Consider the following 24,472-nt stretch of genomic DNA (forward strand, 5'->3'; position numbering starts at 1 on the left):
CAGGGATCAGTGGCGGACGGCGGTGTCCGCAACCTCCGGCATCAGCCGGAAAAGGCAATCGGGAAGCACCCGCATGCCTTGCATAAGCCACACTTTAAGTGACTTTGGTTTCAGGATAAAGGCCCTGGTTTCGGAAATATTGTTCGGGAAACTCAACTAATTTTCGCGAACAACAGCAAGACAGGAGCCGGGCCGCGTGGCGGCCCGGTCAGGCAGGCTTACCGCAGGTCGCTGGGCAGCAGCGGCTGGATGGCGGACCAGAGTTCCGCGGGGGAATTGGCGCAGGTTTCCGCTTCCCAGGCCGTGATGTTGTCGTCTTCGCCGACGTAGCCGTAAGCGGCCGCGACCGCCGGCATGCCCGCCGCGTGCGCGGCCTGGATGTCGCGCAGATCGTCGCCGACATAGACGCAACGGTCTACGGCGAAGCCGGCTTCGCGCGCGGCGTGCTGCAGCGGCAGCGGGTGCGGCTTGGCGTGGGCCGTGGTGTCGCCGCAGACCAGGACGGCGCTGTCGCGCGTCAGGTCCAGGTATTCGACGATGGGCAGGGTCAGATAGGTGACCTTGTTGGTCACGATGCCCCAGGACAGTCCGCGGTTGCGGATGTCCGCCAGCAGCGCTTCGATGCCGGGAAACAGCTTGCTGTGGACGGTGGAGCCGGCGGCGTAGTCTTCCAGGAACTGCAGCCGGGTGGGCTCGTAGTCGGCGTCGCCCGGCTTCAGGTCCAGCGCCACGCGCAGCAGGCCGCGGGCGCCCTGGGATGCGACCGGGCGCAGGGCCTCGTACGGCATAGGTTCCAGTCCCTTGCGGGTGCGCTGGCGGTTGGCTGCGGCGGCCAGGTCGGGGGCGGTGTCGGCCAGCGTGCCGTCGAAGTCAAACAGGATCAGGGCGCTCATTTGCGGGTAGCCATCAGGTAATTGACCGAGGTGTCGGACGACAGGGTGTAGATCTGGGTGATCGGGTTGTATTCCATGCCGCGCATGCTGACCGGTTCCAGGTTGGCGCCGCGCGCGGCTGCCGACAGCTCGCTGGGCTTGATGAACTGGTCATAGCTGTGCGTGCCGCGCGGCAGCAGGCGCAGGACATATTCCGCGCCCACGATGGCGAACAGGAAGGACTTGGGATTGCGGTTCAGCGTCGAGAAGAACACCCAGCCGCCCGGTTTCACCAGGGTCGAGCAGGCGCGCACGATGGACGCCGGATCCGGCACGTGTTCCAGCATTTCCATGCAGGTCACTACGTCGTACTGGCCAGGTTGTTCCGCCGCGAGTTCCTCTACCGGAACCTTGCGGTACTCCACCTTCACGCCCGATTCCAGGCCATGCAGGCGGGCCACCTTCAGGGACTTGTCGGCCAGGTCGATGCCGGTGACCTCGGCGCCGCCGCGCGCCATGGCTTCGGACAGGATGCCGCCGCCGCAGCCTACGTCCAGCACCTTCTTGCCTGCCAGGCTGCCCGCGCACTCCTGGATCCATTCCAGCCGTAGCGGGTTGATGGCGTGCAGGGGCTTGAACTCGCTTTCGGGATCCCACCAGCGGCTGGCCAGGGCGCCGAACTTGTCGATTTCGGCCTGGTCGGCGTTGATGGGGCGGGCGGTATCGTGGGTTTGCGTAGTCATGGGCAGGTTCAGCGTAAGGCGACTCTATGACTCTATATATAGAGGGGTCCATCGCGCCGGGCGAGGGAGGGGCGGCGCAGCCCTGCACCGCTTTGGTGCGTGGCTGGCGAAAAAAAGGGCCTCGCTATGCGAGGCCCCCTTATTGTAGCTAGTCCAGCAATTACTTGCGGCTACCCACGATTTCGATCTCAACGCGACGGTTTTGGGCGCGGCCTTCCTTCGTCTTGTTGGAAGCGATCGGGTTCAGCTCACCCTTGCCTTCCGTGTAGATACGGTTCGGGTCGATACCCTTGCTGACCAGGTAGGTCTTGACCGAAGCGGCGCGGCGCTCGGACAGCTTCTGGTTGTAGGCTTCGGTACCGATCGAGTCGGTGTGGCCCACAGCAATGATGGTTTCGAGGTCGATACCGCGAGCTTGCTGGGCGACTTGGTCCAGCAGCTGACGGCCTTCGGGCTTCAGCGTCGACTTGTCGAAGTCGAAGAACGTGTCAGCATTGAACACGACCTTGGCCGCCATCGGGGCCGGCTTCGCCTTCTGTTGTGCAACCGGCACGCCGTCGCAACCGGGGATACCGGTGGCCGGGGTCCAGAATGCATCGCGCCAGCACAGTTCGTTCGTGCCGTTCTTCCAAACGTCACCGAACGGGTTGCGCCAGTTGTCCACGGTTTGCGCGGAAGCTACACCAGAGGCCGTGACGGCGGCGAAGGCGAGCGCCAGAGCGAATTTGGAGGGTTTGTTCATGTTTCTCCTCGTTGAGCTTGAAGCTGGATAAGTGACTCGCAGCGAACCCCCGCCGCATATCAGGAAAACGGGGCCAGTATAGCAACGCCAAGAGCTGGTTCAAAGGAATAGCTACTGGGTTTCCTGCGTGCTGGAAACAATCTTAAGGCATTTGGGGGGCTTTGGCTTCCCTGGAGAGGCGCATTGGCGCTGGATATGACGTTTTCGGCGCTCCTTCGGTTTTCCATGTTGGTTTTTGACAACAGGGCCGCGGGACGCGGGCGGACGCGCGGTTGGTCGCCGCCCCATATCTTCCCGTCCGGCCGGTCGAGGCGCCGCTTGGGGAGCGCCTTCTGACCGCCGCGGGAATCGGATGATAGAATTTCCTGTTTACCCGGCCCGGGTTCCTCCTTACACGATTCTGTCGTTATATATATGGATTCCTTTGCCAAGGAGACGCTTCCGGTATCGCTGGAAGAAGAGATGCGCCGCAGTTACCTCGATTACGCGATGAGCGTGATCGTCGGGCGGGCGCTACCGGATGTGCGGGACGGCCTCAAGCCTGTCCACCGGCGCGTGCTCTACGCGATGCACGAACTGAACAACGACTGGAACCGCGCCTATAAGAAGTCGGCGCGTATCGTCGGGGACGTCATCGGTAAATACCACCCCCACGGCGACCAGTCCGTCTACGACACCATCGTCCGCATGGCGCAGGATTTCTCCATGCGCTACATGCTGGTCGACGGCCAGGGCAACTTCGGCTCGATCGACGGCGACAACGCCGCGGCGATGCGTTACACCGAAATTCGCCTGGCCAAGATCGCCCACGAATTGCTGGCCGACATCGACCAGGAAACGGTGGACTTCGGCCCCAATTACGACGGCAGCGAACAAGAACCGCTGCTGTTGCCGTCGCGCCTGCCCAACCTGCTGGTCAACGGCAGCTCGGGCATCGCGGTGGGCATGGCCACCAATATTCCGCCCCACAACCTCCAGGAAGTGGTCGACGGCTGCCTGTACTGCCTGCGCAATCCGGGCTGCTCGGTCGATGAGCTCATGGAGCTCATCCCGGCCCCCGATTTCCCCACTGGCGGCATCATCTACGGCATGTCCGGCGTGCGCGAAGGCTATCGCACCGGTCGCGGTCGCGTCATCATGCGCGCCAAGACCCACTTCGAGGACATGGAGAAGGGCAACCGCCAGGCCATCGTGGTCGACGCGATCCCCTACCAGGTCAACAAGAAGACGCTGCAGGAACGCATCGCCGAGCTCGTCAACGACAAGAAGATCGAAGGCATCTCGGACATCCGCGACGAGTCCGACAAGGACGGGATGCGCCTGGTCATCGAGCTCAAGCGCGGCGAGGTTCCCGAGGTTGTCCTGAACAACCTCTACAAGAACACGCAGCTGCAAGATACCTTCGGGATGAACCTGGTGGCGCTGGTCGATGGCCAGCCCCGCCTGCTCAACCTGAAGCAGATGATCGACTACTTCCTGCAGCATCGCCGCGAAGTGGTCACGCGCCGCACGGTGTTCCAGCTGCGCAAGGCCCGCGAACGCGGCCACGTGCTGGAAGGCCTGGCCGTCGCGCTTGCCAACATCGACGATTTCATCGCCATCATCAAGGCAGCTCCGACCCCGCCGGTCGCGCGCCAGGAACTGATGGCGAAGTCGTGGGATTCGTCGCTGGTGCGCGAAATGCTGTCGCGCGCCGACGGCGACACGCCGGGAGGCCGCGCGGCCTTCCGTCCGGACGACCTGGGCGCCGAGTTCGGCCTCCAGGGCGACGGCCTGTACCGCCTGAGCGACACGCAGGCCCAGGAAATCCTGAACATGCGCCTGCAACGCCTGACCGGGCTGGAGCAGGACAAGATCGTCGGCGAATACAAGGACATCATGTCCACCATCGCCGACCTGCTGGATATCCTGGCGCGTCCTGAGCGCATCACCACGATCATTGGCGAAGAGCTGCAGGCCATCAAGGCGGAGTTCTCGACCGGCGCGAAGGATACGCGCCGCTCGGAAATCGAACTCAACGCCACCGAGCTCGACACCGAAGACCTGATCACGCCGACCGACATGGTCGTGACCCTGTCGCACGGTGGCTACATCAAGAGCCAGCCGCTGTCCGAGTACCGCTCGCAAAAGCGCGGCGGACGCGGCAAGCAGGCCACGGCCATGAAGGAAAACGACTGGATCGACCAGTTGTTCATCGCCAACACGCACGACTTCCTGCTGTGCTTCTCCAACCGCGGCCGCGTGTACTGGCTGAAGGTCTGGGAAGTGCCGCAAGGCACGCGCAACTCGCGCGGCAAGCCCATCGTCAACATGTTCCCGTTGGCCGAAGGCGAGAAGATCACCGTGGTGCTGCCGGTCAAGGAATTCAGCGAAGACCACTACGTCTTCATGGCGACCTCGCGCGGCACGGTCAAGAAGACCCCGCTGTCCGACTTCTCCAACCCGCGCAAGGCCGGCATCATCGCCGTGGACCTGGACGACGGCGACTACCTGATCGGCGCCGACCTGACCGACGGCCAGCATGACGTCATGCTGTTCTCGGACGCCGGCAAGGCCGTGCGCTTCGACGAGAACGACGTGCGTCCGATGGGCCGCAACGCCCGCGGCGTGCGCGGCATGATGCTGGAAGACACCCAGACCGTCATCGCGCTGCTGGTGGCTGGCGACGAAACGCAAAGCGTGCTGACCGCCACCGAAAACGGCTACGGCAAGCGCACCCCGATCACCGAGTACACGCGTCACGGCCGCGGCACCAAGGGCATGATCGCCATCCAGACCAGCTCGCGCAACGGCAAGGTCGTGGGCGCGGTGCTGGTCATGCCTTCGGACGAGATCATGCTGATCACGACCGGCGGCGTGCTGGTGCGCACCCGCGTCTCTGAAATCCGCGAAATGGGCCGCGCCACGCAAGGCGTCACGCTCATCAACGTTGACGACGGCAGCTCTCTGTCCGGCGTGCGCCGCGTCGTGGAAAGCGATGCGGACGATGACGGCGACCTGGGCGAAGACGGCCAGGACGCGGACGGCGGCGACGACAACGGCGCTGCGGACTCGACGGATTCGACGGAACCTACGGAGCAATAATGGCCCGCCCCTGGAACTTCTCGGCAGGCCCCTCGGCCTTGCCCGAGGTGGTGCTGCAGCAAGCCGCTGCGGAAATGCTGGACTGGCACGGCAGCGGCATGTCCGTGATGGAAATGAGCCATCGCGGCAAGCATTTCGTGCAGATCTGCGATGAAGCAGAGTCCGATCTGCGCGACCTGCTCGGACTCCCGGCGGACTACGCCGTCATGTTCATGCAGGGCGGCGGTTCCGGGGAAAACGCCATCGTTCCCATGAATCTCATGGGACGCCGCGGTACGCCGGCGGCCGACTTCGTCGTGACGGGCCATTGGTCCAAGCGTTCGTACAAGGAAGCCGGCCGCTACGGCAGCACCCATGTGGCGGCAAGCAGCGAGCAGGCCATCCAGCTGGATGGCCGCGAGCAGGCGCCGCTGACCTGGGTGCCGCCGGTCGATACCTGGCAAGTGCGCCAGGATTCGGCCTATCTGCACCTGTGCAGCAATGAAACCATCGGCGGCGTCGAGTTCATGGACTGGCCCGACACCGCCGCGCTGGGCGCGCCCGACGTGCCGCTGGTCGTCGACGCGTCCTCGCATTTCCTGTCGCGTCCGATGGACGTGACGCGCTGCGGCATGATGTACGCCGGCGCGCAAAAGAATGCCGGCCCGGCGGGCGTGACCATGGTCATCGCGCGCCGCGACCTGATCGGCCACGCCTTGCCGATCTGCCCGTCCGCGTTCGATTACGCCAACGTGGCCGCGGAGCATTCGCGCTACAACACGCCGCCCACCTTCGCCATCTACGTCGCCGGCCTGGTCTTCAAGTGGGTCAAGGCCAATGGCGGCGTGGCCGGCATGGAAGCCGCGAACAAGGCCAAGGCCGATCTGCTGTACGGCTATCTGGACAGCACCAGCTTCTACCGCAATCCCATCCACGCACCGGTGCGCTCGCGCATGAACGTGCCGTTCGTGCTGCGCGACGAATCGCTCAACGACGCCTTCCTGCAAGGCGCGGACGCGGCCGGCCTGACGCAGCTCAAGGGCCACAAGAGCGTGGGCGGCATGCGCGCCTCGATCTACAACGCGGTGCCCCTGGCTGGGGTCACGGCGCTGGTCGAGTACCTCAAGGAATTCGAGCGTCGCTATGGATGACGATCTGCAGCGCAAGCTGCTCCCCTTGCGTCAGCGCATCGACGCGTTGGACGCCCAGATCCTCGACCTCCTGACGCAGCGCGCAAGCGCCGCGCTGGAAGTGGGCGAGGCCAAGCACGCCGCGAATGCCGATGGCCCCGTGCTGCGCCCCGAGCGCGAAGCCGAGGTCATCCGCCGCCTGCAGCAGACCAATCCCGGCCCGTTCCCGAACGCTGGCGTGGCCGCGGTCTGGACCGAAATCATCTCGGCCTGCCGCGGCCTGGAGCGCGGCATGACGGTCGCCTTCCTGGGACCGCAGGGCTCGTTCTCGGAACAGGCGGCGCAGGAGCATTTCGGCCACGCCGTGCAGAAGCTGCCTTGCGCTTCGTTTGACGAAGTCTTCCGCGCCGTCGAGGCGGGGCAGGCCGACGTCGGCATGGTTCCGGTCGAAAACTCCACCGAAGGCGCGGTCAACCGCAGCCTGGACCTGCTGCTGAACACGCCGCTGAAGATTCTGGGCGAGCGTTCGTTGGTCATTCGCCATTGCCTGATGTCGCAGTCCGGCAGCATGGACGGCATCAAGACGATTTCCGCGCATCCGCAGGCGCTGGCCCAGTGCCAGGGCTGGCTCACGCGCAACCATCCCGATGTGGCCCGCGTGGCCGCGTCCAGCAATTCCGAGGCCGCGCGCGCTGCCGCGGGCGACCCGAGCATCGCGGCGATCGCCGGTGAAGTGGCGGCGCCCGCCTGGAACCTGCAGATCGTGGCCGCGGGCATTCAGGACGACCCACATAACCGCACGCGCTTCCTGGCGATCGGCAACATCGAGCCGCTGGTCAGCGGCAAGGACAAGACCAGCCTGATCCTGGCCGTGCCGAACCGCGCTGGCGCCGTCTACGAAATGCTGGCGCCGCTGGCGGCCAATGGCGTGTCCATGACGCGCTTCGAGTCGCGGCCGGCCCGCACCGGCCAGTGGGAATACTATTTCTATGTGGACGTCCTGGGTCACCGCAATGATCCGAACGTCGAACGCGCCCTGGCCGCCTTGCAGGCGCAGGTTGCCTACCTGAAAGTGCTGGGTTCCTACCCGGCGCCGTGAGCCCTTCCGACATGACCACCGCATCCAAGCCCCTCGTTGCTCCGGCGCACGTCAGCGCCATCGCGCCTTACCAGGCCGGCAAGCCCATCGAAGAACTGGCCCGCGAATTCGGGCTGGACCCGGCCGGGATCGTCAAACTGGCGTCCAATGAAAACCCGCTGGGCATGCCCAAGTCGGCGCGCGAGGCGATGCTGGCCGCGGCCGAGTCGCTGGCGCGCTATCCCGATCCCAACGGCTTCGACCTGAAGTCGGCGCTGGCTGAACGCTACGGCGTGCCGATGAGCTGGGTCACGCTGGGCAACGGCTCCAACGACATCCTGGAAATCGCGGCGCTAGCGCTGCTGGAGCCGGGCGTTTCGGCGGTCTATGCGCAGCACTCGTTCGCGGTCTACCGCCTGGCCACCCAGGCGCGCGGCGCCCGCCACATCGTGGTGCCGGCCAAGGACTACGGGCATGACCTGGATGCGATGTTCGATGCCATCGCCGACGATACGCGGCTGCTGTTCATCGCCAACCCGAACAACCCCACCGGCACCTTCGTGCCGGGCGACCAGGTCGCGGCCTTCCTGGAGCGCGTCCACGCCGCCCACGGCGATCGCGTGACGGTGGTCCTGGACGAGGCCTACAACGAGTACCTCGACCCCGAGTTCCGCTTCGACAGCACCGCGCTGGTGCGCCGCTATCCCAACCTGATCGTGTCGCGCACCTTCTCCAAGGCCTACGGCCTGGCGGGGCTGCGCGTGGGCTTCGCGGTGGCGCAACCGGCCCTGACGGATCTGCTGAATCGCGTGCGCCAGCCGTTCAACGTCAATACGTTGGCGCAGGCCGCGGCCATCGCCGCGTTGCGCGACGCGGCCTACCTGGAAGAGGCCTATGCCTCCAACAAGGCGGGCAAGGCGCAGTTGTGCGCCGCGTTCGAGCGCCTGAAGCTGCGCTACGTGCCCAGCTACGGCAACTTCGTGCTGGTGCATGTGGGCGACGCCCCGCGCATCAACCTGGAGCTGCTCAAGCGCGGCGTGATCGTGCGCCCGGTTGCCGGCGACGGCTTGCCGGAGTGGCTGCGGGTGTCCATCGGACTGCCGCAGGAAAACGAGCGGTTCATCGAAGCCTTGAGCGCCATCCTGTCCGCATGAACGACGCGTCACCGAAATCCGATCAGGGGGCCGCTGGCCCCCTGATTCCTGTATTGGCCGTAGTAGGCGTGGGCCTGATCGGCGGATCCTTCGCCGCGGCCTTGCGCCGGGCGGGGCAGGTGGGCCGGGTGCTTGGGGTAGGGCGCAACGCGCAATCGCTGGCCCGCGCCGTTGAACTAGGGCTGATCGACGAAGCCGCTTCCGCAGAGGATGCCGCGGCGCGCGCCGATCTGATCCTGCTGGCGACGCCAGTGGGCGGGCTGGGCGACGTGCTGTCGCGCATGCGCGCGCATCTGCGCCCCGATACCGTGCTGACGGATGGGGGCAGTACCAAGGCCGAAGTGGTCGAGGCCGCACGCGCCGCCCTGGGCGACCGGATCGCGCAGTTCGTGCCTGGCCATCCCATCGCCGGCGCAGAGCGCACCGGACCGGAGGCGGCCGATGCCGAGCTGTACCGCAAGCGCACCGTCATCCTGACGCCGCTGGCCGAGAATGGCGCGGCCTCGCTGGAGCTGGTGCGCCGGGCATGGCAGGCTTGCGGGGCGGACGTGATCGACATGGACGCCGACGCCCATGATCGCGTGTTGGCTTCGGTCAGCCATTTGCCGCATCTGCTATCGGCGGTCTACATGGAGCAAGTGGCCGAGGCCACCGATGCTTCCACGCGCCTGGCGCTGGCGGGCAGCGGTTTTCGCGACTTCACGCGCATCGCCGCGGGTTCGCCCGAGATGTGGCGCGACATTTTTCTGTCCAACCGCGACGCCATGCTGACCGAACTGGCCGACGTGCGCACGGTGCTGGATCGTGCCGAACGCGCCATTGCCGATGGCGATGGCGCGGCTTTGCTGACGCTGCTGGACACGGCGGCCCGCGCCCGCCGCAACTGGCGCAAGGAGTAGCTGACATGGGCGCTTTGCCTTATCTCGATCTGCCGCGCGTGCGGCAAGCGCGGGGCGTGATGGCCCTGCCGGGTTCCAAGAGCATTTCCAACCGCGTGCTGCTGCTGTCCGCCATCGCCGAGGGCAGCACCGTCATCACCGGTTTGCTGGATTCCGACGACACCCGCGTCATGCTCGGCGCCTTGCGCCAACTGGGCGTGCAGGTGTCGGAACTGGAGGCGGGCAGTGTCACGGTGCAGGGCGTGCGCCGCCTTCCGGTGGAAAGCGCCGACCTGTTCATGGGCAACGCCGGCACCGCGATCCGGCCGCTGACCGCGGCGCTGGCGCTCATGGGCGGCGATTACCGCCTGTCGGGCGTGCCGCGCATGCACGAGCGCCCCATTGGCGACCTGGTCGACGCGCTCAAGGGCTTGGGCGCCAGCATCGATTACCTGGGCCAGCCTGGCTATCCGCCCCTGCATATCGGCCGCGGCGACATCGCGGCGGACGCGGTCACGCGCGTGCAGGGTTCGGTGTCCAGCCAGTTCCTGACTGCCTTGCTGATGGCCGCGCCGCTGCAGGCGGGCCGCAGCGGCAAGCCGGTCACGATCGAAGTGCTGGGCGAGCTCATCTCCAAGCCGTACATCGAGATCACGTTGAACCTGATGGCGCGCTTCGGCGTGCAGGTGCGGCGCGACGGCTGGAGCCGTTTCGTCATCGACGGCGGGGCGGCCTATCGCAGCCCCGGGCAGATCGCGGTCGAAGGCGACGCCTCGACGGCTTCCTATTTCCTGGCGCTGGGCGCGATCGGCGGCGGGCCGCTGCGCGTGACCGGCGTGGGCGCGGACAGCATCCAGGGCGACGTCGCCTTTGCCGGCACGCTGGCCGACATGGGCGCCACCGTGACCTACGGTCCCGACTGGATCGAGGTGACGGGCGCGCGCGTCGCCCAGGGCGAACGCCTGAAGGCCTTCGACACCGATTTCAACCTGATCCCGGACGCCGCCATGACCGCGGCCGCCCTGGCGCTGTACGCCGACGGCCCGTGTCGCCTGCGCAACATCGGCAGTTGGCGCGTCAAGGAAACCGACCGCATCCACGCCATGCAGACCGAACTGGAAAAGCTGGGCGCGCAGGTGGAATCGGGGCCGGATTGGCTGCGCGTGACGCCGCCGGCGCAGGATGCCTGGCGCGATGCGCACATCGGCACCTGGGACGACCACCGCATGGCAATGTGCTTTTCGCTGGCGGCTTTCGGGCCGGCGGCCGTCCGTATTCTCGACCCGGGCTGCGTCAGCAAGACCTTCCCGGGTTACTTTGATGTTTACGCGGGCCTGGTAGCGGCCTAGCGAAGAATCGCCCATGACTTCGATTTCCCCTGCAACTTCCTCCACTGTCCCCGTCATCACCATCGACGGCCCCACCGCGTCCGGCAAGGGCACGGTGGCCCACCGCGTCGCCAAGGCCCTGGGCTGGGCCGTGCTCGACAGCGGCGCGCTCTATCGCCTGACCGCGCTGGCGGCGCTCAACCGCGGCTTGGCCCCCGAGGACGAGCCCGCCGTGGCGCGCGTGGCCGAAACCCTGGATGTGCGTTTCGAAGGGCCTCATGTCTACCTCGAGGGCGTGGATGTCGGCCACGATATCCGTCGCGAGGAAGTCGGCAACTTCGCCTCGCGCGTGGCCGCCTTCCCGGGCGTGCGCCAGGCGCTGCTCGAGCGCCAGCGCGCCTTCCGGCTGGCTCCGGGCCTGGTTGCGGACGGGCGCGACATGGGTACGGTGGTGTTTCCCGATGCGCCCCTGAAGGTGTTCCTGGTAGCCGATGTGGTCGCGCGGGCGCAGAGGCGCTGTAAGCAGTTGATCGAAAAGGGAATTTCTGCTAATCTTGATGACCTCCTACGGGATATGCGCGAGCGGGACGCCCGCGATATGGGGCGGACTACCGCTCCCTTGGCTCCCGCAGCGGATGCACACGTGCTGGATTCGTCTGATTTGACGATTGCAGAAACGGTGCAGGCAATACTGGATTTCTGGAAGAACGCCGCCGCGGATTGAATTACCGGTCCCGGACTTTTCTCTCGAATCCTCCGCAGTTTTCTGTTTTTTTTATCGGCCCTGTTCAAGCCAGGCGCAGCCCCCACGGGACACCCCGCAAGGGTAAACCGGCAAGCAGGCATTTTGACTCCACTGTGGCGGGCAATCCGCTGCGGTGTGTTTTTAACGGCCATTTCGGCCCAATGGATTTCAACCCCATGTCTTCCGTTTCCACTACCGCCACCGGCGGCGAAAGCTTCGCCGACCTTTTCGCACAAAGCCTCAAGAGCCAGGACATGAAGTCCGGCGAGGTCATCAGCGCCGAAGTCGTGCGCGTCGACCACAACTTCGTCGTCGTCAACGCCGGCCTGAAGTCCGAAGCGCTGATCCCCCTGGAAGAGTTCCTGAACGACCAGGGCGAGCTCGAAGTGCAACCTGGCGATTTCGTCTCGGTGGCCATCGATTCCCTGGAAAACGGCTACGGCGACACCATCCTGTCGCGTGACCGCGCCAAGCGCCTGTCGGCCTGGCTGCAACTGGAAAAGGCCCTGGAAAACGGCGAACTGGTTACCGGCACCATCACCGGCAAGGTGAAGGGCGGCCTGACCGTCATGACCAACGGCATCCGCGCGTTCCTGCCGGGTTCGCTGGTGGACCTGCGTCCGGTCAAGGACACCACCCCGTACGAAGGCAAGACCCTCGAATTCAAGGTCATCAAGCTCGACCGCAAGCGCAACAACGTCGTTCTGTCGCGTCGCCAGGTGCTGGAAGCCAGCATGGGCGAAGAGCGCCAGAAGCTGCTCGAAACCCTGCACGAAGGTGCTGTGGTCAAGGGCGTGGTCAAGAACATCACCGACTACGGCGCGTTCGTGGACCTGGGCGGCATCGACGGCCTGCTGCACATCACCGACATGGCCTGGCGCCGTGTGCGTCACCCCTCCGAAGTCCTGCAAGTGGGTCAGGAAGTCGAAGCCAAGGTGCTCAAGTTCGACCAGGAAAAGAGCCGCGTCTCCCTGGGCGTCAAGCAGCTGGGCGAAGATCCGTGGGTGGGCCTGGCTCGCCGCTACCCGCAAGGCACCCGCCTGTTCGGCAAGGTCACCAACCTGACCGACTACGGCGCGTTCGTTGAAGTCGAAGCCGGCATCGAAGGCCTGGTGCACGTCTCCGAAATGGACTGGACCAACAAGAACGTCGATCCGCGCAAGGTCGTGACCCTGGGCGAAGAAGTCGAAGTCATGGTCCTGGAAATCGACGAAGACCGTCGTCGCATCTCGCTGGGCATGAAGCAGTGCCGCCAGAACCCGTGGGAAGAGTTCGCCACCAACTTCAAGCGTGGTGACAAGGTCCGCGGCGCCATCAAGTCGATCACCGACTTCGGCGTGTTCGTCGGCCTGCCCGGCGGCATCGATGGCCTGGTTCACCTGTCCGACCTGTCGTGGACGGAAACCGGCGAAGAAGCCGTGCGCAACTTCAAGAAGGGCGACGAGATCGAAGCCGTGGTTCTGGGCATCGATACCGACAAGGAACGCATCTCGCTGGGCATCAAGCAGCTGGAAGGCGACCCCTTCAACAACTTCGTTGCCACGTTCGACAAGGGCGCCGTTGTTCCGGGCACCATCAAGTCGGTCGAAGCCAAGGGCGCTGTTGTCACGCTGTCCGTGGACGTTGAAGGCTACCTGCGCGCTTCCGAGATCTCCTCGGGCCGCGTTGAAGACGCCACCACCGTTCTGACCGCCGGCGAGAACATCGAAGCCATGATCGTCAACATCGACCGCAAGACGCGTTCGATCCAGCTGTCGATCAAGGCCCGCGACAACGCCGAAACCGCCGAAACGATCCAGCGCATGTCCGACGCCAGCGCTTCGTCCGGCACCACCAACCTCGGCGCGCTGCTGAAGGCCAAGCTGGACCAACAGCGCAACGACGGTTAATTCGTGACCAAGTCGGAGCTGATCGCCGCCTTGGCGGCCCGCTATCCTCAGCTGGCCGCCCGCGACACCGATTACGCGGTCAAGACTGTGCTCGACGCAATGACCCAGGCCCTGGCCTCGGGTCAGCGCATCGAGATCCGCGGTTTTGGCAGCTTCTCGCTGTCGCAGCGGTCTCCCCGCATCGGTCGCAATCCGAAATCCGGCGAACAGGTGCTGGTGCCTGGAAAACAGGTGCCGCACTTCAAGGCGGGCAAGGAATTGCGCGAGCGGGTGGACTTGGCCGGCGGCAATGACGAGGACGCTCAATCCTCTGGATCGAGTGAACCGATGCCGTCGATGGTGAGTCTGCACGCCATGCATTGACGGCACGGCAGTAAGGCCGCCTTCGGGCGGATCGGACCGAGAACCTAGCCCCTTGAGCAATCAAGGGGCTTTGTTTTTTGGCGCCAGGCGGGATCCGTCGCTTACAATTGATAGTCTTGAATTCTTTGGAGCATGCGCCATGCGCTACCTAGTCTGGGCCCTGCGATTGCTCGTGTTTGTTGCAGTATTGATGTTCGCGTTGAAAAACACGGATCCGGTCGCCGTGAAGTTCTACGCCGATTACGTGGTGCAGGACGTGCCCCTCATCGTTGTGATGCTGGTCGTGTTCGTCTTGGGCGCCTTGTTTGGCTTGTTGCTGACCGTGCCCGCCGCCATGCGCCGCCGCCGCGAAGCCATGCGCCTGCGCCGCGAGCTGGACCGTGTCCAGGCCGCCGTCGCCGGCACCACGCCCGCCGTGCCGCCGGAGGCCGTGGCCCCGATGTCGCCGCTGTGATGCCGTTGCGTCAGCACTGAATCCCTTTCCGCACTGAATTACCGCAAGAGCCCGCATAGTGGATTTTGAACCTTGGTGGTTGATTTTCGTGCCGGTATTGTTCGCGCTGGGCTGGCTGGCCGCGCGCTTCGATATCCGGCAAATGCTGCGGGAAACCCGCAGCCTGCCCGACTCCTATTTCCGCGGACTGAACTTCCTGCTCAATGAAGAGCCGGACCGCGCCATCGACGCCTTCGTCGAAGTGGCCAAGCTGGACCCGGAAACCACCGAGCTGCACTTTGCGCTGGGCAGCCTGTTCCGCCGCCGGGGCGAAATGGAGCGCGCCATCCGCGTGCACCAGAGCCTCCTGAACCGTTCCGACCTGCCCGCCGCCGAACGCGAGCATGCGCAGCACGAGCTGGCGCAGGATTTCCTCAAGGCCGGCATGCTGGACCGCGCCGAAAACGGCTTCGAGCAGCTCAAGGACACCCGCTACGCCTTGCCCGCGCTGCGTTCGCTGATCCGCATCTACGAATCCGAGCACGATTGGCCGCGCGCCATCGAAGCCGTGAAGACGCTGCAGGGCCTGGTCGACGAGCCGGTGCCGCAGCTCGTGCACTATTACTGCGAACAGGCGCAAACCGCGCTGTCGGCCAAGCCCGCCGACATCGACGCGGCCCACAAGGCGCTGGATGCCGCCGACCATGCCTTGTCGACCATCGATCCGGCGTCGAGCAAAGGCGCCATGGTGCGCACCGCCATGCTGCGCGCCCGCCTGGCCCTGATCGAACAGGACCCGAAGCGCGAACGCCTGTACCTGGAGTCGATCATGACCGACGCTCCCGAGTACGCCGGCCTGGTGGCCGAGCAGGTCCTGGCGAACTACCGCGCCGCCAATCAGGAAGCGGCCGGGCTCGACGTGCTGCAGAAGCAGTATGCGCGCCACGCGTCGCTGGACCTGTTCAACGTGCTGTTCCGCGAACTGCGCGCCCAGCAGGGCTCCGCGCCGTCATGGGCATTTGCCCGCAATGCCTTGCGCAGCCATCCGTCGCTGCTGGGGCTGGACCGTCTGCTGGAGGCCGAGCTGGCCAATCCGGAAAGCGGCGCCGAGCAGGCGCCAGTGCCGGGCGCTGACCTGACGTTGTTGCGCAGCCTGATCCACAAGCATACGCAGCGGCTGGACCGCTACGCATGCCGCAGTTGCGGTTTTCAGGCGCGTCGCTTTTACTGGCAATGTCCCGGCTGCAACGCCTGGGAAACCTACGCGCCGCGCCGCTTGGAAGAACTTGAATGAATGCATTTCCCGCCGAAGCCATTTCGCATAGCCGCGTCCTCGTGGTGGGCGATGTGATGCTGGACCGGTACTGGTTCGGCGAAGTCGAACGCATTTCGCCCGAAGCGCCGGTGCCCGTGGTACGCGTGGCGCGCCGCGAAGACCGCCTGGGCGGCGCGGCCAACGTCGCGCGCAACGTGGCGGCCCTGGGCGGCCATGTGACCTTGGTCGGCGTGCTGGGCGAAGACGAGGCGGGCGACAGCGTCCGGCGCTTGTCCGCCGAAGCCGGCATACAGGCCGAGCTGCTCGCCGATCCGTCCTTGCACACGACCTTGAAGATGCGCGTGCTGGGTCGCCAGCAGCAGCTGCTGCGCGTGGACTTCGAACAGCATCCGGCACAGGCCGCGCTGGACAACGTCGATGCCGCTTTCGCGCGCCATCTGGCCAACCACGACATCGTCGTGCTGTCCGACTATGCCAAGGGCGTGCTGGCGCGGGTCGAATCGCTGATCGCGCTGGCCCGCAACGCCGGCGTGCCGGTGCTGGTGGACCCGAAGGGTCACGATTACACCCGTTACCGCGGGGCGACGCTCGTCACCCCCAACCGCTCGGAAATGCAGGAGGCCGTGGGCCGCTGGAGTTCCGAGGCCGAACTCACCGATCGCGCGCAGCGCCTGCGCGCCGACCTGGATCTGGAAGCCTTGCTCGTGACCCGTTCCGAGCAGGGCATGACTTTGTTTACCGACGCGGGACGCGACCACATCGACGCGCAGGCGCACGAAGTGTTCGACGTGTCCGGCGCAGGCGACACCGTGCTGGCGACGCTGGCCGTGTCGCGCGCCATCGATCTGCCGTGGGTCGACGCGATGGGCTGGGCCAACAAGGCCGGCGGCATCGCCGTGGGCAAGCTTGGCACGTCCATCGTCACCGCCGCGGAATTGGCAGGAGAACTCTCATGATCGTCGTTACCGGAGCCGCGGGCTTCATAGGCAGCAACCTGGTGCGCGGGCTCAACCGCCGCGGCATCAAGGACATCATCGCGGTCGATGACCTGACCGAAGGCGACAAGTTCGTCAACCTGGTCGATTGCCAGATCGCGGACTACATGGACAAGGACGACTTCCGCCGCCGCGTCCTCGACGGCAGCCTGCGGGAAGTGCGTGCCGTGCTGCACCAGGGCGCGTGCTCGGACACGACCGAGCGCAACGGCCGCTACATGCTCGACAACAACTACCGCGTCACGCTGGAGCTGTTCGAGTTCTGCCAGGAGCGCCGCATTCCGTTCCTGTACGCCTCGTCGGCGGCGGTCTACGGCGGTTCCTCGATCTACGTGGAAGACCCCGCCAACGAAGGCCCGCTGAACGTCTACGGCTATTCCAAGCTGCTGTTCGATCAGGTCCTGCGCCAGCGCATGGACAGCCTGACCGCACAGGTGGTGGGCCTGCGCTACTTCAACGTCTACGGTCCGCACGAACAGCACAAGGGCCGCATGGCTTCGGTGGCGTTCCACAACATGAACCAGTTCCTGGAGCATGGGCACGTGCGCCTGTTCGCGGGCTGGGACGGCTACGTGGATGGCGGCCAGAGCCGCGACTTCATTTCCGTCGAAGACGTGGTCGCGGTCAACCTGCATTTCCTGGACCACCCCGAGCAGTCGGGCATTTTCAACTGCGGCACGGGCCGCGCGCAGCCCTTCAACGATGTGGCGGCCGGCGTGGTCAATGCGCTGCGCGCGGAGCGCGGCGAAGCCGAGCTGACGCTGGCGCAACTGGTGGAACTGGATCTGATCCGCTACATCCCGTTCCCGGACGACCTGAAAGGGCGCTATCAGAGCTACACGCAGGCCGATGTCACGCGCCTGCGCGCAGCGGGATTCCAGGCGCCGATGCGCGATGTGCGGACCGGCGTCACCGAGTACGTGCGTTACTGGCGCGCCCGCAAGTAAGTCTGCGCCACTGCGCCGGGTCTGCAAGAAAAGCCACCGTTCGCGGTGGCTTTTTTTCGCCTGGCGGTTTGCCGGGGCGGATGTTTCCATTCACTGCGCCGCCGTGGCGGGGCGCGCCGCCAGCATGATCTGAGCGTGGCGTGACAGCCGTTGCGCCAGACACCTGGGAGACCCTCCATGAATCCATTCCTTCAATCCGCCGCTGCCCACCCGGCCCCTTTTGCCAGATGGCGCAGGGCGCGCGCCACCCTTGCTTCCGGCGCCCGGCCGCGCCCTTTGCGGCAGGCCTTGGGCGCGCTGCTGGTGACGGCGGGCCTGGGCCTGGCCGCGCCGCAGGCGCACGCGGTGGACCTCAACCAGGCCAATGCCCAGCAGCTCGAAGGCGTCCGGGGCATCGGCCCGCGCATGGCGGAAATCATCATCAAGGAACGCGAACGGGGCGGCAAGTTCGAATCCTTGAACGACCTGGCTGAACGCGTGCGCGGCATCGGTCCGAAGAAGGCGCAGGCCCTGCAAGAGGCCGGCCTGCAGGTGGCAGGGACGGGGCCCCAGGCCGGGCAGGGCGATACGGCGGCCAAGCCGGCGCAGGGCAAGCCGGCTGCGGGCAAGGCCGAAGCCAAATCCGAAGCGAAACCGGCGACGTCCCAGCCCGCGGCCCGCGCCCGGCCCTGAGCGCGTCGCGCGCCGCGCGGGTAGCCCTGGCGGGAGCGCGGCTTTTGGCGGCGCGCGCCGCCAGGCGGGGTTATCATCGTCCGCATGACTACTACCTATCCCACTATCGAGCAAACCGTCGGCAATACGCCGCTGGTGCGCCTGCAGCGCATTCCCGGGGCCGCGGGCGCCGCCCGGGGCAATGTCATCCTGGCCAAGCTGGAGGGCAACAACCCCGCCGGCTCCGTGAAGGACCGTCCGGCCCTGTCGATGATCGCCCGCGCGGAAGAACGCGGCGACATCAAGCCGGGCGACACCCTCATCGAGGCGACCAGCGGCAATACCGGCATCGCGCTGGCCATGGCTGCCGCCATGCGCGGCTACCGCATGATCCTGATCATGCCGGACAACCTGTCGGTGGAACGCCGCGCGGCCATGACGGCCTACGGCGCCGAGCTGATCCTGACGCCCGCGGACAAGGGCGGCATGGAATACGCCCGCGACCTGGCGTCGGCCATGCAGGCGGACGGCCGCGGTCTGGTGCTGGACCAGTTCGCCAACCCCGACAACCCCCGCGCCCACATCGAAACCACCGGGCCGGAAATCTGGAACCAGACCGAAGGGCGCGTTACCCACTTCGTGAGCGCCATGGGCACCACCGGCACCATCATGGGCGTGTCGACCTACCTGAAGTCGCGCAACCCCGCGGTGCAGGTGGTGGGCGCGCAGCCCGCCGAAGGATCGTCGATCCCGGGCATCCGCAAGTGGCCCGAAGCCTATCTCCCCAAGATCTTCGATCGCAGCCGGGTGGACGCCTATGAATCCATCGAGCAGGCCGAGGCCGAACAGATGGCGCGCCGGCTGGCGGCGGAAGAGGGCATCTTCGGCGGAATTTCATCGGCGGGCGCGCTGGTTGCCGCCCTGCGCGTGGCGGAACGCGTCAACGACGCCACCATCGTGTTCATCGTGTGCGACCGCGGCGACCGCTACCTGTCCACGGGCGTCTTCAACTGAACGCCTGACCGCCGTCGGGCAGAACAAAACCGCCATGCCGGGTTTGCCGGGCATGGCGGTTTTTCATTGGTCGGGCGCGGCGTGCGCCCGTGTTTCTTGCGCGCTTATTCGGGCTGGATGCCGGCGTCCTGCATCACCTTGATCCAACGCTCGCTCTCCGCTAGGTTGAAGGCTTCGGCTTCCTGGTAGCTCATGGTGCTGGGCAGCGTGCCTTGCGACTTCAGCGCTTCAACCACCTTGGGCGATTGCGAGGCTTCGATCATGACCTTGTTCAGCTTGGCGATGATGGGCTGCGGCGTGTCTTTGGGCGCCCACATGCCGTACCAGGTGACGATGTCGAAGCCGGGCAGGACGCTTTCCGCGATGGTCGGCACGTCGGGCAGTTCGGCCAGGCGGGTCTTGGTCGTCACGGCGATCGGGCGGATCTTGCCGCTCTGGATCAGCGGGAGAGCCGGCGCCAGCGGCGCGTACATCAGGTCCACGTGGCCGCCCGCGACGTCGGTCAGGGCCGGGCTGCTGCCGCGGTAGCCGACATGGGTGATCTTGGCCTTGGTGGAGGTATTGATCAGTTCGCCCGCCAGGTGCGGCAAGGTGGCCACGCCGGGGGATGCGAAGGTCAGCGAACCGGGCTGGGCCTGGCCCTGCTTGATCAGTTCGCCGAAGGTCTTGAACTTCGAGTTGGGCGGGACGACGGCCACCATCGGCACCGTGCCCAGCACGCCCACCATCTTGAAGTCCTTGATCGGGTCAAAGCTCAGATTCTTGAACTGGGCCGGATAGATGCCCTGCACCGACGGGTTCATCAGCAAGGTGTAGCCATCCGCCGGCGCCTTGGCGACCTGGGCCGTGCCGATGGTGCCGCTGGCCCCCGCGCGGGTTTCGATCACCAGCGGCTGACCCAGGATCTCGCCCATCTGGACCGCGATCAGGCGGCCGACCACGTCCGTCGGTCCTCCTGCCGCCCAAGGCATGATCACGCGGATGGGCTTGTCCGGATAGTCCGCCTGCGCGTAGGCGGTTGCTGCCGGCACGGCCGCCGTGGCGATCGCCGAGCAGGCCGCGGCGAGGAAGGTGCGTTTGTTCATCTACTGTCTACTCCTACAAAGGTGAGATTGGCCGAGGGCAGCGCTGCTTGCAGCATCGCCTTGACCTCGGCCAGCTGTTTCCCCGTGGTGGCTTCGTTCTTCAGCATCCGGCTCAGCGGGCCGGCCACCACGATGGCAAAGGGTTGTTCGTATGCGCGGAATCCGAGCGAAATGGACATCACGTCCTCGACGTTCTCGCCCACCGAGCGCTGCCAGCCGCGCGCCACGCCCGCCTCCAGGTCGCGGTCGAAGGCTTCCCGGCTGGTGAGCGTGCTGTCCGTGTAGGCGGCAAAGCCGCTGTAGGCCTTGAACCACTTCTGCCGTTCTTCCTGCGACAGCACCGATAGCAGCGCCTTGCCGGAGCTGGTGGCGTGCACCGCCTTGAAGCCGCCCGGCTGATGCGAGAAGCGGATGGTCTGCTTGGACTCGGCGACGATCAGGTACACGACCTTGTCGTCGGCCAGCTTGGCCAGCAAGGCCGTCTCGCCCGTCAGGTCCCGCACCCGGGCCAGCACCGGCTCGATCACCGCGTTCAGCGGGTCGCTATGGCAGATCAGGGTGGCCACGTGTATCAGTTTCTGGGTCGGGTAATAGCCGTGCTTCTTGCCGATTTCGTAGAGATAGCCGCGCGCCACCATGGTCTTCAGCAGCCCATGGCAGCTCGACAGCGGAATCCCCATCTGGGCAGCGATCTCGCTGTACAGCAGGGGCTTCTGCTCCTCGGCAAAGAGGTTCAGCACATCCAGCACTCGGCCAGCAGTTTTCACATCCATGATGTTAGTATCCTATACGTGATAAATTTATGTCAAACAGCATTCAATCGACCAGGAGTTGCAACGCATGAGATGGAAGAACCGTCCTGAGGGATCGAACTGGGGAGATTTCGGGCCTGACGACCAGCGAGGTTGCCTGAATTACATCACCCCCGCGAACGTGCTGAGCGGCATGCGGGAAGTGCGCGAAGGCCTGAGCTTCTGCCTGTCGCTGCCGCTGGATTACCCGGGCGGCAACGGCGTGAACGTGCGGCGCCATCCGCCCAAGCTGCGGCCCACCGAGAGGGACGGCGACCAGTACCTGAATTTCCCGCTGGGACGCCTGCGTCCCGGCTGCGTCGACGTGCTCAGCGACGACATCGTCGAAATGAGCTTGCAGTATTCGACGCAATGGGATTCGCTGGCCCACGTGGGCGCGCTGTTCGACGCCAATGGCGACGGCCTGCCCGAGCGCGTCTACTACAACGGCTACCGGCCCAACGAGCACGTGGTGGGTCCGGTGGACTACGACGTGGACAATGGCTATGCCAAGACCGATCTGGGCCAGGGGCCGGCCTCCAACGCCAAGAAGCTGGACATCACCCAGCTGGCCGAATCGTGCCTGCAGACGCGCGGCGTGATGGTCGATCTGGCGCGCCACTACGGACGGGAGCAGAAGTCGGTCGGCTACGACGAGCTGATGCGCATCCTGGACGCGGACCGGATCGAGATCGAGCAGGGCGATATCGTGCTGTTCCATACGGAATTCGGCGACGCCCTGCTGGAAAAGAACCGCGAGCCGGATCCCCATACGCTGCACGAGATCTGCGCCGGTCTGGACGGCAGCGACGAGAAGCTGCTGCAGTGGATCACCGACTCGAAGGTGGCGGCCATGGCCTCGGACAACCACGCCTTGGAAATCTATCCCACGCAGAAGCCCAATGCCTGCTGCGCGGCGCTGCCTCTGCACCATCACTGCATTTTCAAGCTGGGCCTGCCGATAGGCGAGATGTGGTACCTGGGGGCGCTGGCGCGCTGGCTGACGGCCAACGGCCGCAGCCGCTTCCTGGTGACGGCGCCGCCGCTGAACCTGCCTGGCGCCGTGGGTTCGCCCGTGACGCCGGTTGCGACGGTGTAAAGCGCAGGACCGCGGCGCCTGGCGCCGCGGGTCCTGGGGGCTTCAGCGGCCCACGCGCGCTTCGATCTCGCTTGCCAGATCCGCTACCGAGGTCGCGTAGAAGTAGCTGCGGTTGTACTTGGTGAGCGCGAAGAAGTTGGGCGTGCCGACGCGATATTGCGCCGTGCCTCGGGCCTCCTCGACCAGGTCGACCACGCCCAGCGGCTGGCTGCCCCAGCCCGAGGCCGATGCGCCTGGCTGCAGGCGGGCGCCGGCGGCGGTGAGCGTGCCCCAGCTTTGCTTGGGTTCCAGTCCGCCGTCGACGAGCGCGGTGGGATCGGCAGGCAGCACCACGGGTGCGAACACCGGCAGGCCGCGCTGCCAGCCGTGCTGCGACAGGAAGCTGCCCACGGACATGATGGCGTCGCGGGTGTTGTTGCTCAGGTCGATATGGCCGTTGTCGTCGCCGTCCACCGCGTAATGCATGACGCTGGTGGGCATGAACTGCGGCATGCCGATGGCGCCGGCGTACGAGCCGCGGGTTTCCAGGTCCAGCTTGTCTTTCATGACCAGGGTCAGGAAGTCGGCAAGCTGGCCGCGGAACATGGTGGCGCGTTCGGGCTTGGCGGGGTCCGGGTAGTCGAAGGCCAGCGTCGTCAGCGCATCCAGCACGCGGAAATTGCCCATATTGCGGCCGTACAGCGTTTCCACGCCGATGATCGAGGCAATCACCGGCGCCGGAACGCCGAAGCGCTGCGCCGCCTGGTTGAGCAGGTCGCGGTTCTCGTTGTAGAACTCCACGCCCCAGCCGATGCGCTTGGGTTCGACGAAGCGCGAGCGGTAGGTCAGCCAGCTGCGCCAGATCTTCTTGCCCGGGGGCGACGGCGCGATCAGGCGCGCGACGGTGGCGTTGTAGCGCGAACCGGCCAGCGCGGCGACCATGGGGTCCAGCGGCAGTTGGCGCTCGGTGGCCAGGTTTTCCACGAAAGTGCGGACTTCAGGCCGCAACGTGCCATTGGCGGCCAGCGCGGCGGGGGCGTCGTCCGCCAGTTCGGATCCAGGTGTCGGCGCGCTGGGTCCGATGCGGATGGGGGCCGGGGTTGATTCGGCGGCCGGCTGGCCGGCGACGGTGTTGGGTGCAGAGGGGGCGGTGGTGGAGCAGCCCGCCAGCAGGGCGGAGAGCGTTCCGAGTTGCAGTAATCGCCGACAGATGAACATAATCTTCCTTATGGAGACCATGTATCTTACCCACCCGGCATGCCGCCTGCATGAAATGGGCAGTTGGCATCCCGAAAGCCCCCAGAGGCTGGACGCCATTTCAGACCAGTTGCTTGCCAGCGGCTTGATGCCTTACCTGGACGACCGCCAGGCGCCGCAGGCATCCCGCCATGACATATTGCGGGTGCACACTGTCCAGTATCTGAACAGTTTGCGTGAACATACGCCGGAGCAAGGGTATTTCCCTATCGATCCGGATACGCTGATGAATCCCCATACCTACGAAGCCGCCCTGTACGCGGCCGGGGCAGGGGTGGCCGCGGTGGATGCGGTGATGGGCGGAGAGGCCCGCACGGCCTTCTGCGCGGTGAGGCCCCCGGGGCATCACGCCTGCCGTTCTCAGGCCATGGGATTCTGCTTTCTGAACAACGTCGCTATTGCGGCGCAGCATGCGCTGGACTTCCACGGCCTCTCGCGCGTGGCCATCGTCGATTTCGACGTGCACCACGGCAACGGCACCGAAGACATCTTCGCCGGCAACGACCGGGTGCTGATGTGCAGCTTCTTCCAGCATCCGTTCTTTCCCAATAGCGGCGCCGAGAGTCCCGCTTCGAACATGCTGAACGTGCCCGTGGCCGCGTACACCGGCGGGGCGGCGGTCAGGACCATCGTCACCGATACCTGGCTGCCGGCGCTGGAAGCGCACCGGCCCGAACTGATCCTGGTATCGGCCGGCTTCGACGCGCATCGCGAGGACGACATGGGCCAGATGGGCCTGGTCGAGGCGGATTACGCCTGGATAACAGAACAGCTCGTGGAGGTGGCCGAGCGCCACTGTCAGGGGCGCATCGTCAGCACGCTGGAAGGCGGTTACAACTTGTCCGCCTTGGGCCGCAGCGTGGTCGCCCATATACGAGCGCTGGCGAAGCTGTAGAATCGAGAAAAAATTGTGCAATGCGATCCCGGCGCATGCCGGGTAATTATTTTCCATTTGGAGGC

At 65.7% G+C, this 24,472-nt stretch carries 23 protein-coding genes; 17 read left to right on the top strand and 6 right to left on the bottom strand.

Annotated features, from left to right (window positions below):
- Positions 1 to 218 precede the first annotated feature (218 nt).
- The 3 genes from IB258_RS12310 to ompA all read right to left on the bottom strand — a co-directional run bounded on the left by IB258_RS12310 (position 219) and on the right by ompA (position 2,357).
- The gene (locus IB258_RS12310) at positions 219 to 893 is read right to left on the bottom strand and encodes an HAD-IA family hydrolase (RefSeq protein WP_054450877.1); all 675 of its coding nucleotides are present in this window, start codon (positions 891 to 893) and stop codon (positions 219 to 221) included.
- A complete protein-coding gene (ubiG, locus tag IB258_RS12315; RefSeq protein ID WP_192352633.1) occupies positions 890 to 1,615 on the bottom strand; it encodes a bifunctional 2-polyprenyl-6-hydroxyphenol methylase/3-demethylubiquinol 3-O-methyltransferase UbiG in 726 nt (241 codons plus the stop codon). The genes IB258_RS12310 and ubiG overlap by 4 nt, the downstream gene beginning before the upstream one ends.
- A gap of 160 nt (positions 1,616 to 1,775) precedes the next feature.
- Positions 1,776 to 2,357 carry an outer membrane protein OmpA gene (gene ompA / locus IB258_RS12320; protein WP_013392385.1) on the bottom strand — a complete coding sequence of 194 codons (582 nt, stop codon included), beginning with the start codon at positions 2,355 to 2,357 and terminating at the stop codon, positions 1,776 to 1,778.
- A 414-nt stretch (positions 2,358 to 2,771) separates the two neighbouring features.
- Between ompA and gyrA the strand changes: the two genes are divergently transcribed.
- The 15 genes from gyrA to cysM all read left to right on the top strand — a co-directional run bounded on the left by gyrA (position 2,772) and on the right by cysM (position 19,301).
- On the top strand, positions 2,772 to 5,441 hold the full coding sequence (gene gyrA / locus IB258_RS12325) for a DNA gyrase subunit A (protein ID WP_054450882.1): 2,670 nt from the start codon (positions 2,772 to 2,774) through the stop codon (positions 5,439 to 5,441).
- Entirely contained in the window at positions 5,441 to 6,571 is a 1,131-nt protein-coding gene (serC, locus tag IB258_RS12330) for a 3-phosphoserine/phosphohydroxythreonine transaminase (RefSeq protein WP_054450883.1), read from the top strand. The genes gyrA and serC overlap by 1 nt, the downstream gene beginning before the upstream one ends.
- Entirely contained in the window at positions 6,564 to 7,649 is a 1,086-nt protein-coding gene (gene pheA / locus IB258_RS12335; protein ID WP_119450904.1) for a prephenate dehydratase, read from the top strand. The genes serC and pheA overlap by 8 nt, the downstream gene beginning before the upstream one ends.
- A gap of 11 nt (positions 7,650 to 7,660) precedes the next feature.
- A complete protein-coding gene (gene hisC, locus IB258_RS12340) occupies positions 7,661 to 8,782 on the top strand; it encodes a histidinol-phosphate transaminase (RefSeq protein ID WP_054451323.1) in 1,122 nt (373 codons plus the stop codon).
- Entirely contained in the window at positions 8,779 to 9,681 is a 903-nt protein-coding gene (locus IB258_RS12345) for a prephenate dehydrogenase/arogenate dehydrogenase family protein (RefSeq protein WP_192352634.1), read from the top strand. The genes hisC and IB258_RS12345 overlap by 4 nt, the downstream gene beginning before the upstream one ends.
- Before the next feature lie 5 nt (positions 9,682 to 9,686).
- Positions 9,687 to 11,009: a 3-phosphoshikimate 1-carboxyvinyltransferase gene (gene aroA / locus IB258_RS12350; RefSeq protein WP_192352635.1), complete on the top strand. Its 1,323-nt coding sequence runs from the start codon at positions 9,687 to 9,689 to the stop codon at positions 11,007 to 11,009.
- 13 nt (positions 11,010 to 11,022) lie between these two features.
- On the top strand, positions 11,023 to 11,712 hold the full coding sequence (gene cmk / locus IB258_RS12355) for a (d)CMP kinase (protein WP_192352636.1): 690 nt from the start codon (positions 11,023 to 11,025) through the stop codon (positions 11,710 to 11,712).
- Positions 11,713 to 11,909: 197 nt separating this feature from the next.
- Positions 11,910 to 13,622: a 30S ribosomal protein S1 gene (gene rpsA, locus IB258_RS12360; protein ID WP_026382780.1), complete on the top strand. Its 1,713-nt coding sequence runs from the start codon at positions 11,910 to 11,912 to the stop codon at positions 13,620 to 13,622.
- A gap of 3 nt (positions 13,623 to 13,625) precedes the next feature.
- A complete protein-coding gene (locus IB258_RS12365; protein ID WP_013392394.1) occupies positions 13,626 to 13,985 on the top strand; it encodes an integration host factor subunit beta in 360 nt (119 codons plus the stop codon).
- A 139-nt stretch (positions 13,986 to 14,124) separates the two neighbouring features.
- On the top strand, positions 14,125 to 14,439 hold the full coding sequence (locus IB258_RS12370; RefSeq protein WP_013392395.1) for a lipopolysaccharide assembly LapA domain-containing protein: 315 nt from the start codon (positions 14,125 to 14,127) through the stop codon (positions 14,437 to 14,439).
- A 58-nt stretch (positions 14,440 to 14,497) separates the two neighbouring features.
- Complete coding sequence (gene lapB, locus IB258_RS12375) at positions 14,498 to 15,712, top strand: lipopolysaccharide assembly protein LapB (protein ID WP_054450896.1); 1,215 nt, start codon at positions 14,498 to 14,500, stop codon at positions 15,710 to 15,712.
- Positions 15,709 to 16,650: a D-glycero-beta-D-manno-heptose-7-phosphate kinase gene (gene rfaE1 / locus IB258_RS12380; protein ID WP_119450901.1), complete on the top strand. Its 942-nt coding sequence runs from the start codon at positions 15,709 to 15,711 to the stop codon at positions 16,648 to 16,650. The genes lapB and rfaE1 overlap by 4 nt, the downstream gene beginning before the upstream one ends.
- Positions 16,647 to 17,636 carry an ADP-glyceromanno-heptose 6-epimerase gene (gene rfaD, locus IB258_RS12385; RefSeq protein ID WP_054450903.1) on the top strand — a complete coding sequence of 330 codons (990 nt, stop codon included), beginning with the start codon at positions 16,647 to 16,649 and terminating at the stop codon, positions 17,634 to 17,636. Before rfaE1 ends, rfaD begins: the two co-directional genes overlap by 4 nt.
- A gap of 177 nt (positions 17,637 to 17,813) precedes the next feature.
- Positions 17,814 to 18,308 (top strand): helix-hairpin-helix domain-containing protein, encoded by a 495-nt coding sequence (locus IB258_RS12390; protein ID WP_192352637.1) that lies wholly within the window; start codon positions 17,814 to 17,816, stop codon positions 18,306 to 18,308.
- A gap of 84 nt (positions 18,309 to 18,392) precedes the next feature.
- Positions 18,393 to 19,301 (top strand): cysteine synthase CysM, encoded by a 909-nt coding sequence (cysM, locus tag IB258_RS12395; RefSeq protein WP_041655288.1) that lies wholly within the window; start codon positions 18,393 to 18,395, stop codon positions 19,299 to 19,301.
- A 104-nt stretch (positions 19,302 to 19,405) separates the two neighbouring features.
- Here cysM and IB258_RS12400 read toward each other — a convergent pair whose 3' ends face one another.
- Both IB258_RS12400 and IB258_RS12405 read right to left on the bottom strand, forming a co-directional pair.
- On the bottom strand, positions 19,406 to 20,386 hold the full coding sequence (locus IB258_RS12400) for a tripartite tricarboxylate transporter substrate binding protein (RefSeq protein WP_054450908.1): 981 nt from the start codon (positions 20,384 to 20,386) through the stop codon (positions 19,406 to 19,408).
- Positions 20,383 to 21,159, bottom strand: coding sequence for an IclR family transcriptional regulator (locus IB258_RS12405; RefSeq protein ID WP_125473340.1), 777 nt, complete (start codon positions 21,157 to 21,159; stop codon positions 20,383 to 20,385). Before IB258_RS12405 ends, IB258_RS12400 begins: the two co-directional genes overlap by 4 nt.
- 67 nt (positions 21,160 to 21,226) lie before the next feature.
- Between IB258_RS12405 and IB258_RS12410 the strand changes: the two genes are divergently transcribed.
- Positions 21,227 to 22,276, top strand: a complete 1,050-nt coding sequence (locus tag IB258_RS12410; RefSeq protein WP_192352638.1) for a cyclase family protein — start codon at positions 21,227 to 21,229, stop codon at positions 22,274 to 22,276.
- 42 nt (positions 22,277 to 22,318) lie between these two features.
- On the opposite strand, the gene mltB is transcribed toward IB258_RS12410, so the two are convergent.
- Positions 22,319 to 23,473 carry a lytic murein transglycosylase B gene (mltB, locus tag IB258_RS12415; RefSeq protein ID WP_119450899.1) on the bottom strand — a complete coding sequence of 385 codons (1,155 nt, stop codon included), beginning with the start codon at positions 23,471 to 23,473 and terminating at the stop codon, positions 22,319 to 22,321.
- A 10-nt stretch (positions 23,474 to 23,483) separates the two neighbouring features.
- On the opposite strand from mltB, the gene IB258_RS12420 reads away from it, so the two are divergent.
- Complete coding sequence (locus IB258_RS12420; protein WP_082400679.1) at positions 23,484 to 24,407, top strand: histone deacetylase family protein; 924 nt, start codon at positions 23,484 to 23,486, stop codon at positions 24,405 to 24,407.
- The last annotated feature ends 65 nt before the right edge of the window (positions 24,408 to 24,472 follow it).

It is taken from the genome of Achromobacter sp. ACM02 (assembly GCF_014851605.1).
In the GTDB taxonomy this organism is placed as follows: Bacteria; Pseudomonadota; Gammaproteobacteria; order Burkholderiales; family Burkholderiaceae_B; genus Achromobacter; species Achromobacter aegrifaciens.